Raw genomic sequence first — 12,963 nt, 5'->3', positions numbered from 1 at the left:
CGCCGTGAGGGTGGTTTCCGTGGCGGCGACCGTCGTGAGGGTGGCGACAGGCCCGGCGGTGGTTTCCGTGGCGGTGACCGCGAGGGTGGCTTCCGCGGTGGCGAGCGCCGTGAGGGTGGTTTCCGTGGCGGCGACCGTCGTGAGGGTGGCGACAGGCCCGGCGGTGGTTTCCGTGGCGGTGACCGCGAGGGTGGCTTCCGTGGCGGTGAGCGTCGCGAGGGTGGTTTCCGTGGCGGTGACCGCGAGGGTGGCTTCCGCGGTGGTGAGCGCCGCGAGGGTGGCTTCCGCGGTGGCGAGCGCCGTGAGGGCGGCTTCCGTGGCGGTGACCGCGAGGGTTTCCGTGGCGGTGAGCGTCGCGAGGGCGGTTTCCGTGGCGGTGAGCGTCGTGAGGGTGGCGACAGGCCCGGCGGTGGTTTCCGTGGCGGTGACCGCGAGGGTGGCTACCGTGGCGGCGACCGTGAGGGCTTCCGCGGTGGTGAGCGCCGCGACGGTGGGTTCCGTCGTGAGGGCGGCGAGCGCCAGGGCGGCGGCTTCCGGGGCGGTGACCGCGAGGGCGGGTACCGCGGCGGTGACCGCGAGGGCGGCTACCGGGGCGGTGACCGCGAGGGCGGCTACCGGGGCGGTGAGCGCCGCGAAGGCGGGTACCGCGGCGGTGAGCGTCGTGAGGGCGGCTACCGGGGTGGTGACCGCGAGGGCGGTTTCCGTGGCGGTGAGCGCCGCGAAGGCGGGTACCGGGGTGGTGACCGCGAGGGCGGTTTCCGGGGTGGCGAGCGCCGCGACGAGCGGCGGGAGCGACCGGAGGCGGAGGGGGAGCGCACCCAGGCTCCCGCGCTGCCCGACGAGATCGTCGCCACCGACCTCGACAAGGATGTCCGGGCCGAGCTGCTGTCGCTGGCCAAGCCGGTCGCCGAGACGGTCGCCCGACACCTGGTGGCCACGGGTCAGCTGATCGACGAGGACCCGGCGGAGGCGCTGGCGCACGCGCTGGCCGCCCGTCGGCTGGCGTCCCGGATCGCCGCCGTCCGCGAGGCGGTGGGCCTGGCCGCGTACCACGCGGGGGAGTGGCAGACCGCGATCGCGGAGCTGCGCACGTACCACCGGATGACCGGGCTGCAGAGCCACCTGGCGGTGCTCGCGGACTGCGAGCGGGCGCTGGGCCGGGCGGAGCGGGCGATCGACCTGTTCCGTGGCGCGGACCGGGAGAAGCTGGACCAGGCCGTGGCGATCGAGCTGCTGATCGTGGCGGCCGGCGCGCGCGGCGACCTCGGCCAGAAGGACGCCGCGGTGGCCATGCTCCAGGTTCCCGAGCTGACCGCCGAGGCGGCCGAGCCGTGGACGGCCCGGCTGCGCTACGCGTACGCCGACGCGCTGCTCGCGGTCGGTCGTCGCGAGGAGGCCCGCGAGTGGTTCTCCCGGGCGGCCGACGTGGACACCGAGGGCGAGACCGACGCCGCCGAGCGCCTGCTGGAGCTCGACGGTGTGGTGATCGAGGGCGACGAGGAGGACGAGGAGTCCGCTGAGGCGATCGCCGCCGGCCCCGGCGCCCCGGGTGCGGTGCCGGCCTGTCCGGATGCCGACCTCACCGGCGACGCCGAGCGCGACGAGCGTGACGACGACGGGCGACGGGACGAGGCCGGCCCGACGGCCGACGAGCGGGACGAGGCCGGGAGCGCGGACGTGCCGACGGACGACCTGGCCGACGACGAGCTGACCGACGACGAGGCGCGCGCTGTCGCGGCCGGTCCCACTGCCGACGGCACCGGGACCGACGCCACCGACGCCGCCGCCCGTGGCGAGTCGGCCGGCACCGGCGAGTCGGACGCCCCGCAGCGATGACGGCGTACGCCGGGGAGCGGCTGGTCGACGGGTACGCCCTGGTCGTGTTCGACCTGGACGGGGTGATCTACCTGATCGACCGGCCGATTCCCGGCGCCGTCGAGGCGGTCGGCCGGCTGCACGCCGAGGGGCGGGGCGTCGCCTACGCGACCAACAACGCCTCGCGCCGCTCCAGCGAGGTGGCCGCCCTGCTCACCGGGATGGGCGTTCCCGCCCGGGCGGAGGAGGTGCTCACCTCCGCGGCGGCCGCCGCCGAGTTGCTCCGCGACCGGCTGCCCCCCGGCGCCGCGGTGCTGGTGGTGGGCGCCGAGGCACTGCGGGCCGAGGTTCGCGCCGCCGGGCTGACGCCGGTGTCCCGGGCCGACGAGTCGCCGGTCGCCGTCGTGCAGGGGTACGGGCCGCAGGTCGGCTGGGTGGACCTGGCCGAGGCGTCGGTGGCCGTACGCGGCGGGGCGACCTGGATCGCCACCAACACCGACCGGACGCTGCCCAGCGGTCGGGGACCGCTGCCGGGCAACGGCGCGCTGGTCGCCGCGCTGCGGACCGCGCTCGGGCGGGATCCCGACGTGATCGTCGGCAAGCCCGAGCCGGCGCTGTTCGCCACCGCGGCCCGCCGCGCCGGCGAGGGCCGGGCACTGGTGGTCGGCGACCGGCTGGACACCGACATCGAGGGCGCCCGGCGGGCGGGCCTGGACAGCCTGCTGGTGCTCACCGGCGTCAGCGACGCGACCGAACTGCTCGTCGCCCCGCCGCAGCACCGGCCGACGTACGTTGCGATGGACCTCGGCGGGCTCTTCGACCCGGCGGCGGTGGTGCGGGTCCCGGGCCCGGCGGACGGGTGGTCGGTGGCGTCGCGGGACGGCGCGCTGGAGCTGTCCGGGGCGGGCCGCCCGCTGGACGCTCTGGCGGCGCTGTGCGCGGCCGCCTGGACCGGGGACGCGACGCGGGTGCGTGCCGGGTCGGCGGCGGCCGGGCAGGCGCTGACCGCGTTCGGCCTGTCCGCCTGAACGGTCCCGCCCTCCCGGCCCGGTCCCACCCCGGCGGTCGGGCCGCCCCTGGCCGGGGCTCGGCGCAGGCTGCCTCGGCCGCGGCTCAGAGCAGCTTGCGCAGCTTCATCAGGTCGAGCGGGTTCGCCTTGATCGACACTCGCCGGGACGTGACCGCGCGGGTGATGTCGAGTTCACCGCGGACCAACGCGAGCAGGTCGTCGCTGCTCGTGCTCAGCGCGATCTTCGCCTTCGGGTCGTCGCCGTCGGTCAGGTCGACCAGGCGGCCGTCGGCGAGCCGGCCGTGGAAGGCCGTGTCCAGGTCCGTGATCCGGCAGGCCAGCGTGCGGTCCAGGTCGATCCGTTCCCGCACCGTCTCCGCGTTGCGGTCCAGCCGGGCGGCCAGCTCCTGCAACGCCTGCCGGCACTCGTCCACGCTGGCCACTGTCGCCCCCTCGCCGTTCGCCACGCCGTCCCCGGCACCGTACCGCACAGGGCCTCGCGGGGTGCCCGGTAGCGTGACACCTGCACACCCCCGCCCCGCGGAAGGACTCAGGCATGCAGGACGCGTGGCGCGCCTACCTCGAGCTGGCCATGGGCCTGACGGAGGCGCCCCGGAAGAAGGCCCAGGACGCGGTGCGCCGCCTCGTCGGCTCGGGCGGAGCGACCGCCGGCCAGTTGCAGGCGCTCGCCGAGGAACTCGTCTCCACCGGCGCGGCGAACCGGGAGGCGCTGACCAAGCTGGTCCGGTTCGAGGTCGACCGGGCCCTCGGCGCGGTGGGGCTCGCCACCGCCGACGAGGTCGCCGAGCTGACCCGCCGGGTGCACGAGCTGGAGCGCCTGCTCCGGGAGGCCAGGGCGACCCCCGCCACCCCGTCGCCGGCGACCCCCGCCACCTCGTCCGCGGCACCCACCACCTCGTCGGCGGCCCCGGGCGCCACCGAGCCGGCCACGCCCCCCACGGCCGGGCCGGGCGCGCCCGTCGCGACGCAGGCGGTGGCCAAGAAGGCGGTGGCCCAGAAGGCGGTCGCGAAGAAGGCCGTGGCCAAGAAGGCGGTGGCGAAACGGGCGCCGTCGGCCGTCGCCCCGGCCGAGGGCAGCCACGTCGAGCAGGTCCAGCCGGCGAAGGCCCAGGGCGCCGACGCCGGACCGGCCCGGCCGGTGAAGAAGGCGTCCGCCCGCAGGCAGCAGCCGGGCGGCGAGGCGTGATCCGCCTCGCGGCCGGGAGCGGGTCGTGACCGGCCCCCACCGTCCCGGCCCGCCCCCGGGTGCCCGTCCCGGCCCGCCGCCCGCTGCCCGGCCGGGCCCCACGCCCGGACCGCGCCCCGGGCCCCCGCGACCCGAGCCGCTCGACGATTTCGACGAGGCGCGCCACCCCGCCGTCGACGCCGCCGTGCGCGCGATGGCCAACGCCGCGACGCTCGCCCCCGCCGACCAGATCGCGCAGTACGAGGCGGCGTACGAGACGCTGCGGGAAACCCTCGCCACCATCGACCAGGCCTGACCGGACCGGAGAAGAACCACGCATGGCACGTCGTAACCGGCTGGACGCCGAACTCGTCCGCCGCGGCCTGGCCCGCTCCCGTGAGCAGGCCGCCGCGCTGGTGGAGGCCGGCCGCGTCCAGCTGCGCGGGGTGCCCGCCCGCAAGCCCGCCGCGATGGTCGACCCCGCCGACCCGCTGCTGGTCACGGGCGAGGACCCCAGCTCGGAGTACGTCTCCCGGGGCGGGCACAAACTGGCCGGCGCGCTGACCGCCTTCGCCCCCGGCGGGCTGCGGGTGGCCGGCCGGCGCTGCCTGGACGCGGGCGCCTCCACCGGCGGCTTCACGGACGTGCTGCTGCGCGCCGACGCGGCCGAGGTGGTGGCCGTCGACGTCGGCTACGGGCAGCTCGCCTGGCCGCTGCGCAACGATCCCCGGGTGCGGGTCTTCGAGCGCACCAACGTCCGTACGCTCACTCCGGAGGCCATCGGGGGGCCGGTCGACGTCACGGTCGCCGACCTGTCGTTCATCTCGCTGCGGCTGGTGCTGCCGGCGCTGGCCGGCTGCACCCGGCCCGACGGCGACCTCGCGCTGATGGTGAAGCCGCAGTTCGAGGTCGGCAAGGAGCGGGTCGGCGCCGGCGGGGTGGTCCGCGATCCGGCGCTGCGCGCCGAGGCGGTGCTCGACGTCGCCGCCGCGGCGGCGCGGCTCGACCTCGGTCTGGCCGACGTGGCCGCGAGCCCGCTGCCGGGGCCCAGCGGCAACGTCGAGTTCTTCGTATGGTTACGCCGGGACGCACCGCCGGCCGACCCGGATCGGGTGCGTGCCGTGGTGACCGCCGGGCCGCAGGGCCCGGTGCCGTCCGGCGACCTGCCGGACACGGCGACGGAGGAGGTGGCCGGGTGAGCGAGCAGGCGAGCCCCGCGGTCGCGGCTGGGCCGCGCGGGTGCGGGTGCCGGGCGGGCGTGACGGGACGGCCGTCCCGGTGAGCCGCACGGCCCTGCTGGTGACCCACACCGGCCGCCGCCGCAGCACCGAGCACGCGCGGGCGGTGGCCGCCGACCTCATCGCGGCCGGTTTCGAGGTACGGGTCGTCGCCGAGGAGGCCGACGACCTCGACCTGCCCGGCGTGGTGCCGGTGACCGGCCTGGAGGCGGCCGAGGGCGCGGAGATCGTCTTCGCGCTCGGCGGGGACGGCACGTTCCTGCGCGCGGCCGAGCTGGCCCGGCCGGCGAAGGCGCCGCTGCTCGGCATCAACCTCGGCAAGGTCGGCTTCCTCGCCGAGGCGGAGATCGACGACCTGGACAGCGCGGTGCGGGACGTGGTGGGCCGCAACTACACCGTGGACGAGCGGCTCACGCTGGACGTGACCGCCGAGTTCGACGGCGGCCCGACCATCGAGTCCTGGGCGCTCAACGAGATCAGCGTCGAGAAGGGCGAGCGCGCCCAGATGCTGGAGCTGCTCGTCGACGTGGACGGCCGCCCGCTGTCCCGCTACGGCTGCGACGGCGTGGTCTGCGCGACCCCCACCGGCTCGACGGCGTACGCGTTCTCGGGCGGCGGGCCGGTGGTGTGGCCCGAGGTGGAGGCCCTGCTGCTGGTGCCGATCAGCGCGCACGCGCTGTTCAGCCGGCCGCTGGTGACCGCGCCCACCTCCACGTTCGCCATCACCGTCGACCCGTTCACCACCCTCGCGGTGTTGTCCTGCGACGGCCGGCGCGTCTACGACCTGCCGCCCGGGGCCCGGGTCACCGTGCGGCGCGGCGCGCTGCCCGTGCGCATCGTGCGGCTGCGGGACCGCCCGTTCACCGACCGGCTGGTGGCGAAGTTCGACCTGCCCGTGCACGGCTGGCGCGGCAACCGCCGCTGACGGCGCGTCGGTGGCGCGTATCCGGTCGGCGGTGACCGGCCTCACCGGGGCGTCCCGGCCGGTGGTGAGGCGGGGCGCGACGCCCCGGTACGCCCGCGCCGGCTGGTCAAGTGTCGGGGGCCGCGTCTACTGTCGGTTGCTGTGCTGGAAGAGCTGCGCATCACCGGACTGGGCGTCATCGAGGACACCACGCTGCCGTTGACCGGCGGCATGAACGTCATCACCGGCGAGACCGGTGCGGGCAAGACCATGGTGGTCACCGGCCTCGGCCTGCTCTTCGGTGGCCGTGCCGACGCGGGGCGGGTCCGCGCCCAGCCCGGCCGGGCGGTGGTCGAGGGGCGGCTGCGGCTCGACGGCCGGGTCGCCGCCACCGTGCACGCCCGGGTCGTCGACGCCGGCGGCGAGCCCGACGAGGACGGTTCGGTGCTGCTCAGCCGCACGGTCACGGTGGAGGGTCGGTCCCGGGCGCACCTGGGCGGGCGCAGCATGCCGGTGGCCATGCTCGGCGAGGTGGGCGAGCAGGTGGTCGCCGTGCACGGCCAGTCCGACCAGCTGCGGCTGCTGCGTCCGGCCGAGCAGCGGGCCGCGCTGGACCGGTTCGCCGGCCCGGAGCACGAGAAGCTGCTCGACGCGCTGCGCGAGGCGTACGCCCGCTGGCGCGCCGTGGTCGACGACCTGGCCGACCGGCGGCGCAACGCCCGCGAGCGCAGCCAGGAGGCCGACCTGCTGCGGCTCGGCCTGGACGAGATCACCCGGGTCGACCCGCAGCCCGGCGAGGACGACGAGCTGAAGGCGGAGGCGCAGCGGCTGGAGCACGCCGAGGGGCTGCGCACCGCGGCGCAGCTGGCCCACCAGTGCGTGGCCGGCGGCGTGGAGGCGGCCGACGAGACCCCTGACGCCACGGCGCTGCTCGGCACCGCCCGGCGCACCCTGGAGGCGCAGGCCGGCACGGATCCGGCGCTCGGCGAGCTGGCGGGGCGGCTGGAGGAGGCGGCGACGCTGGTGGCGGACGTCTCCGCCGAGCTGTCGGCCTACCTCGCCGCGCTCGACGCCGACCCGGCCCGGTTGCAGGCCCTCTACGAGCGCCGGGCGGCGCTGCGCGCCCTGACCCGCAAGTACGCCGACGACGTCGACGGCGTGATCGCCTGGGCGGAACGGGCCCGCACCCGACTGTCCGACCTGGACACCTCCGACGAGTTCCTCGACGAGTTGGAGCGGGAGTCGGCGCGGCTGGCCGGCGAGGTCGCCGACCTGGCCGGCCGGGTGTCGACGTCCCGGCAGGAGGCGGCGACCCGCTTCGCGGAGCAGGTCACCGTCGAGCTGGCTGGCCTGGCCATGCCGCACGCCCGGATCGAGGTGGCGGTGCTGCCGCGGCCGGCCGGCCGGGCGGAGCCGAGCCTGCCGGTCAACGGCGCCGAGGTCGGCGTCGGCCCGGACGGCGGCGACGAGGTCGAGCTGCGCCTGCTGGCCCACCCCGGCGCGCCCGCGCTGCCGCTGCAACGCGGCGCCTCCGGTGGTGAGCTGTCCCGGGTGATGCTCGCCATCGAGGTCGTCTTCGCCGGCTCGGGCGGGCCGCCCACGCTGGTCTTCGACGAGGTGGACGCCGGGGTCGGCGGCCAGGCGGCGGTGGAGATCGGCCGGCGGCTGGCCCGGCTGGCCCGCAGCCACCAGGTGCTCGTGGTCACCCACCTGCCGCAGGTCGCCGCGTTCGCCGACCGGCATCTGGTGGTGGCGAAGGACACGGGCGGAGCGGTCACCACGAGCGGGGTCCGCGTGGTGGAGGACACGGAGCGGGCCCGGGAACTGGCCCGGATGCTCGCGGGTTTGCCCGATTCCGACCTGGGTATCGCCCATGCCGAGGAGCTTCTCGCCGTGGCGGCCCGGGAAAGGCGTCCGTGAGGGCGGCGATTGTGAGCACAGGCACACCGGCCTGCGCGCTAGTGTGCTTCCCTGGGTAGGCGGCCCTGCTCAGGCATGTCGCGACAGAAATGCCTGCCTCACATGCCAGGATGGTCACGATGCGTCTACCCACGTTGCGCCGGACCCGGAACGCGGAACCGGGCAGAATCCTCGGCACCGCGCGCCTGGACCGCCGGACGAAGCGCCTGGTCGGCCGGCTCCGCCCCGGTGACATCGCGGTCATCGACCACGTCGACGTGGACCGGGTCGCCGCCGACTCGCTCGTCGCGGTCGGTGTCGCCGCCGTGCTCAACGCGAAGCCGTCGGTCTCCGGTCGCTACCCCAACCTCGGGCCGGAGGTGCTGATCGGCGCCGGCATCCCGCTCCTCGACGACCTGGGGGAGGGGATCTTCGAGCGGATCCGTGAGGGCGACACGGTCCGGATCGAGGGCAACACCGTCTACGTCGGCGACGAGCCGGTGGCGCACGGCAGCCTCCAGGACGCCGAGACGGTGGCCAAGGCGATGGCCGACGCCCGGGAGGGCCTGTCGGTCCAGCTCGAGGCGTTCGCCGCCAACACGATGGACTACCTCAAGCAGGAGCGTGCCCTGCTCCTCGACGGCGTCGGCGTGCCGGAGATCCAGACCGAGATCCAGGGGCGGCACTGCCTGATCGTGGTGCGCGGCTACGACTACAAGGCCGACCTGGACGTGCTGCGTCCCTACATCCGCGAGTTCAAGCCGGTGCTGATCGGCGTCGACGGCGGCGCGGACGCGCTGGTGGAGGCCGGCTACACGCCGGACATGATCATCGGTGACATGGATTCGGTCACCGACGACGTGTTGCGCTGCGGCGCCGAGGTGATCGTGCACGCCTACCCGGACGGGCGGGCGCCCGGCCTGGCCCGGGTCACCGGGCTCGGCGTACCGGCGGTGACCTTCCCGGCCGCGGCCACCAGCGAGGACCTGGCCATGCTGCTCGCCGACGAGAAGGGCGCCTCGCTGCTGGTCGCCGTCGGCACCCACGCCACGCTGGTGGAGTTCCTGGACAAGGGCCGCGGCGGCATGGCCTCCACGTTCCTGACCCGGCTCAAGGTCGGCGGCAAGCTCGTCGACGCCAAGGGTGTGAGCCGGCTCTACCGGCAGAGCATCTCCGGGTCCTCGCTGCTGCTGCTGGTGCTCTCCGCGATCGCGGCGATGGCCTCCGCCGTGGCGGTCTCCACCGTCGGCAAGGCGTATTTGGGTGTGGTTTCCGAGTGGTGGAACAATTTCGTGTTCCAGCTTGAACAGCTTTTCTAGCGTCCGACCGATCAAGAGGCTGCAGGTGTGATCAACTTCCGGTACCACGTGGTGTCCCTGACCGCGGTCTTCCTCGCGTTGGCGATCGGTCTGGTGGTCGGCACCGCCGCACTGAACGGCCCGGTCGCCGACTCGCTCAAGGAGAACGTCAACGGGCTGCGCAAGGACAACCAGCTGATGCGCCAGCAGGTCCAGAGCATGGAGAAGGAACTGGAGCTGGAGGAGGACTTCGCGGCCCAGATGGCGGAGTTGTTCCTGCCGGGCAAGCTCGCCGGCAAGCGGGTGGTGGTGGTGACCCTGCCCACCGGGCGGGACCACACCGAGGGCGTGGTCAAGATGCTCCAGCTCGGCGGGGCCGAGATGACGGGTCGCATCGACCTGCAGGACAAATTCATCAATCCGGACAACAACAACGACCTGCTGGAACTGGCGGTCACCGCCGCGCGCCCCACCAGCGCGCCGACCGCCGACCTGCCGGGCAACGGCAACGGGGTGGAGACGTCCAGCGCGCTGCTGGCCAGCGTCCTGCTGGACCGGGCGCCCGGCGCCACCCCGGTCACCGAGGCCGACCGGCGGGCGGTGCTGGCCGCGTACACCAACGCCAACTACCTGACCACCGAGGAGCGGGTCAGCGCGTCGGCGGAGGCCGTCGTCGTGGTCAGCGGGCAGCCGTACGTGGACAAGGACTCGGCGAAGAAGGACGAGTCGGTGCTCAAGGTCGCCGAGCAGTTCGACCGCGCCGGGACGATCGTCGTCGCCGGCAACGGCTCGACCGGCGGCAACCTGGTCGCCGCCGTCCGCAGCGACCCGGTGCTGGTGCAGAGCATCTCCACCGTCGACAACGCCAACACCGTCCAGGGCCAGCTGGTCACCGCCCTCGCGATGGTGCAGCAGGTGACCGAGAAGAAGGCCGGGCAGTACGGCGTCGGCGACAATGCCACCCTGCTGCCTAGACTGCCCCAGTGAGCGAGCGACGTACCCCGGTGTCCGGATCCAGCCGCACGCACGAGCGGGAGGGGGCCGCATGAGTCTGCTCGGTCGACTGTTGATCGCCGGGGCGGGCGCCGCCGCCGCCCGGTACGCGCTGCGCGAGGTGCGCACCTCGCCGGCCGGCCCGGCCCTGGGCCGGACGAACTTCCGTGGCCGCACGGTGACCCTGGCCGCCGGGCCGGCGCTCGCCGCCGGGGCCGCCGGCGCGGGCGCGTTCGGCGCCTCCAGCGCGTCCTCGGGGGCCGCGGCCCTGGTCGCCGGGGTGGGTGCCGGGGCCGTCGGGCTCTACGACGACGTGGTGGGGGCGCGGCCGGAACAGAAGGCGGCGAAGGGCTTCGCCGGTCACCTGGCCGCGCTGCGCGAGGGCCGGATCACCGCCGGGCTCGTCAAGGTCGTCGGGGTGGGCGCGGTAGGGCTCGGCGCCGCCGCGCTGCTCGCCACCGACCCCGGGGTGGCCGGGCACCGCCGCCGCCAGCGGCAGGGCACGCTGGGCCGGGGCGTCGACGTGCTGCTCGGCGCGGGCGTCATCGCCGGCACCGCGAACCTGCTGAACCTGCTCGACCTGCGACCCGGCCGGGCCCTTAAGTCCGGCATCCTGCTCGGCGCCCCGCTGGCCGGCGGCCCGCACGGCGGGATCGCCGCGGGTGCGGTCGGCGCCGCCGCCGGGCTGCTCCCCGACGACCTCGGCGAGGACGTGATGCTCGGCGACAGCGGTGCGAACGCGCTCGGCGCGCTGCTGGGCGTGGCGCTGGCCGCGCGTACCGGGCCGGTCGGGCGGGCCGGGCTGCTCGCCGTGCTCGCCGGTCTCACCGCGGCCAGCGAGAAGGTCAGCTTCACCCAGGTCATCCAGCGCACCCCCGGGCTGCGCGAACTCGACGCGCTGGGCCGTCGCGCCGACTGACGTGACTACCCCGGCACCCCTCGCCGGCGCCGGCCGCGTCGCCGGAGCGGCCGCGCTCATCGCCGTCCTCACCGTGCTCAGCCGGCTCGCCGGGTTCGGCCGCACCGCCGTCTTCACCTGGGTCGTGCAGAAGAGCGACCTCGGCGGCATGTACGTGATCGCCAACACGGTCCCGAACATCATCTTCGAGATCGTCGCGGGCGGCGCGCTGGCGAGTCTGGTCGTACCACTGCTGGCCGGGCCGGTCGCGGCCGGGGACCGGCGCGCGGTGGCCGCCACCACCGGCGCCCTGCTCACCTGGACGGTCACCCTGCTGGTGCCGCTGGCCGTGCTGGTCGCGGTGGCGGCCGACCCGGTCGTGTCGCTGATCAGCGAGGGGCGCTCCGAGGCGGAGGTGGCCGCCGGCGCGCGGATGCTGCGGGTCTTCGCCCCGCAGTTGCCGCTCTACGGCATCGGCATCGTGCTGACCGGCGTGCTCCAGGCGCACCGCCGGTTCGCCTGGCCGGTGATCGCGCCGCTGCTGTCCAGCCTCACCGTGATCGTGGTCTACCTCGCCTTCGGCGGCGCCGAGGGACGTGGCGCGAGTGTGGCGCAGGTGAGCCGCGGCGGCGAGCTGATCCTGTCGGGCGGCACCACGGCGGGCGTGGTGGTGCTGTCGTTGTCGCTGCTGATCCCGCTGCGCCGGCTGGGGCTGCGGCTGCGCCCCGGGTACGCGTTCCCCGCCGACGCCCGGGCGCGGGTGAAGGGGCTGGCGCTGGCCGGCGCCGTCACCGTCACCGCCCAGCAGATCGCGCTGCTGGTGCTGCTCAACCGGGTCTCCGGCGGCCCGACCGGCTCGCCGCAGGTGTTCAACCTGGCCCAGACCATGTACCTGCTGCCCTGGGCGGTGCTGGCGGTGCCGCTCGCCGTGGCGGCCTACCCGACGCTGGCGACCGCGGCGGCCGCCGGGGACGACGGGGACTACCGGCACACGCTCTCCTCGACCGCGCGCGGCGTGCTGCTGTTCAGCTGCCTCGGCGCGGCGACCCTGGTCGGCACCGCCGCGCCGGTCGCCTCGTTCTTCTACCCGGACGATCCCGGGTCCACGGCCGCCGGGATCGCCGGCTTCGCCCCGGGGCTGCTCGGTTACGGCCTCTTCGCGGTGCTCTCCCGGGCCCTCTACGCCCGCGGCGACACCCGCCCCGCCACCGTGGCGATCACCGCCGGCTGGCTGGCCGTGCCGGTGGCGGCGGTGCCGCTGGCGGCCCTGCTCCCGGTGGCGGACCGGGTGCTGGCGGTCACCCTGGCCAACTCGGCCGGGATGCTGCTGCTCGGCGGCCTGCTGCTCGCCGCCGTGCTGCGCTCGGCCGGGGCCGCCGCGCTCGCCGGCGTCGGCCGGGCCGGCGCCGCCGGGCTGCTCGCCGGTGCCCTGGCGGCGCTCGCCGGGGCGGCCACCGCCCGCTGGCTGGACGCGGCCGGCGACGGCACCCCGACGACACCGGCCGCACTCGTGCAGGGCATGCTGTCCGGAGTCCTGGTCGGCGTCGTGTTCCTCGCCGTCGTCTGGCTGGTCGACCGGCGGGACGTGCGACCGCTGCTGGCCGGGGTGCTCCGGCGGCTGAGCCGGGGCCGGCGCGCGCCGACGGCCCCCGCCGAACGGACGGGTGAGGGCGAGATCCCCCCGGAACGGGGTGACGGGAAGGAGACGGTGTCCCGGTGAGCG

The 12,963-nt window shown here is 75.8% G+C and carries 12 protein-coding genes and 1 pseudogene; 11 read left to right on the top strand and 2 right to left on the bottom strand.

Translation table 11 applies throughout. From position 1 onward, the window contains the following. A pseudogene (locus AB0G14_RS24465) lies at nucleotides 1-927 on the bottom strand (hypothetical protein); the annotation flags it as partial. Between AB0G14_RS24465 and AB0G14_RS24460 the strand changes: the two are divergent. Further along, a complete protein-coding gene (locus AB0G14_RS24460; protein ID WP_357701072.1) occupies nucleotides 892-1,836 on the top strand; it encodes a Replicase polyprotein 1ab in 945 nt (314 codons plus the stop codon). The pseudogene AB0G14_RS24465 and the gene AB0G14_RS24460 sit on opposite strands and share 36 nt — an antisense overlap. Continuing rightward, the gene (locus AB0G14_RS24455) at nucleotides 1,833-2,843 is read left to right on the top strand and encodes an HAD-IIA family hydrolase (RefSeq protein WP_357701061.1); all 1,011 of its coding nucleotides are present in this window, start codon (nucleotides 1,833-1,835) and stop codon (nucleotides 2,841-2,843) included. Before AB0G14_RS24460 ends, AB0G14_RS24455 begins: the two co-directional genes overlap by 4 nt. Nucleotides 2,844-2,928: 85 nt before the next feature. On the opposite strand, the gene AB0G14_RS24450 is transcribed toward AB0G14_RS24455, so the two are convergent. Continuing rightward, nucleotides 2,929-3,267, bottom strand: coding sequence for an SCP2 sterol-binding domain-containing protein (locus AB0G14_RS24450; protein WP_357701070.1), 339 nt, complete (start codon nucleotides 3,265-3,267; stop codon nucleotides 2,929-2,931). A gap of 113 nt (nucleotides 3,268-3,380) precedes the next feature. Between AB0G14_RS24450 and AB0G14_RS24445 the strand changes: the two genes are divergently transcribed. The 9 genes from AB0G14_RS24445 to AB0G14_RS24405 all read left to right on the top strand — a co-directional run bounded on the left by AB0G14_RS24445 (nucleotide 3,381) and on the right by AB0G14_RS24405 (nucleotide 12,960). Next, entirely contained in the window at nucleotides 3,381-4,031 is a 651-nt protein-coding gene (locus AB0G14_RS24445) for a hypothetical protein (protein ID WP_357701059.1), read from the top strand. A gap of 25 nt (nucleotides 4,032-4,056) precedes the next feature. Next, a complete protein-coding gene (locus tag AB0G14_RS24440) occupies nucleotides 4,057-4,326 on the top strand; it encodes a hypothetical protein (RefSeq protein ID WP_357701057.1) in 270 nt (89 codons plus the stop codon). A gap of 22 nt (nucleotides 4,327-4,348) precedes the next feature. Continuing rightward, nucleotides 4,349-5,209 carry a TlyA family RNA methyltransferase gene (locus AB0G14_RS24435; RefSeq protein ID WP_357701055.1) on the top strand — a complete coding sequence of 287 codons (861 nt, stop codon included), beginning with the start codon at nucleotides 4,349-4,351 and terminating at the stop codon, nucleotides 5,207-5,209. A 79-nt stretch (nucleotides 5,210-5,288) separates the two neighbouring features. After that, nucleotides 5,289-6,173, top strand: coding sequence for an NAD kinase (locus AB0G14_RS24430; protein WP_357463470.1), 885 nt, complete (start codon nucleotides 5,289-5,291; stop codon nucleotides 6,171-6,173). A 141-nt stretch (nucleotides 6,174-6,314) separates the two neighbouring features. Next, nucleotides 6,315-8,072: a DNA repair protein RecN gene (recN, locus tag AB0G14_RS24425; protein WP_357701052.1), complete on the top strand. Its 1,758-nt coding sequence runs from the start codon at nucleotides 6,315-6,317 to the stop codon at nucleotides 8,070-8,072. 119 nt (nucleotides 8,073-8,191) lie between these two features. Further along, nucleotides 8,192-9,370: a putative cytokinetic ring protein SteA gene (gene steA / locus AB0G14_RS24420; protein ID WP_350712376.1), complete on the top strand. Its 1,179-nt coding sequence runs from the start codon at nucleotides 8,192-8,194 to the stop codon at nucleotides 9,368-9,370. Between the two features lie 27 nt (nucleotides 9,371-9,397). Next, nucleotides 9,398-10,336, top strand: coding sequence for a copper transporter (locus AB0G14_RS24415; protein WP_357701050.1), 939 nt, complete (start codon nucleotides 9,398-9,400; stop codon nucleotides 10,334-10,336). Between the two features lie 58 nt (nucleotides 10,337-10,394). Then, nucleotides 10,395-11,261, top strand: a complete 867-nt coding sequence (locus AB0G14_RS24410) for a hypothetical protein (protein WP_357701048.1) — start codon at nucleotides 10,395-10,397, stop codon at nucleotides 11,259-11,261. Between the two features lies 1 nt (nucleotide 11,262). Continuing rightward, nucleotides 11,263-12,960: a lipid II flippase MurJ gene (locus AB0G14_RS24405; RefSeq protein WP_357701046.1), complete on the top strand. Its 1,698-nt coding sequence runs from the start codon at nucleotides 11,263-11,265 to the stop codon at nucleotides 12,958-12,960. The last annotated feature ends 3 nt before the right edge of the window (nucleotides 12,961-12,963 follow it).

It is taken from the genome of Micromonospora sp. NPDC023814, assembly GCF_040639595.1.
Classification (GTDB): Bacteria; Actinomycetota; Actinomycetes; order Mycobacteriales; family Micromonosporaceae; genus Micromonospora.
Note: the sequence above shows the minus strand (reverse complement) of the source record. Positions and strands in the feature narration are given on the sequence as shown.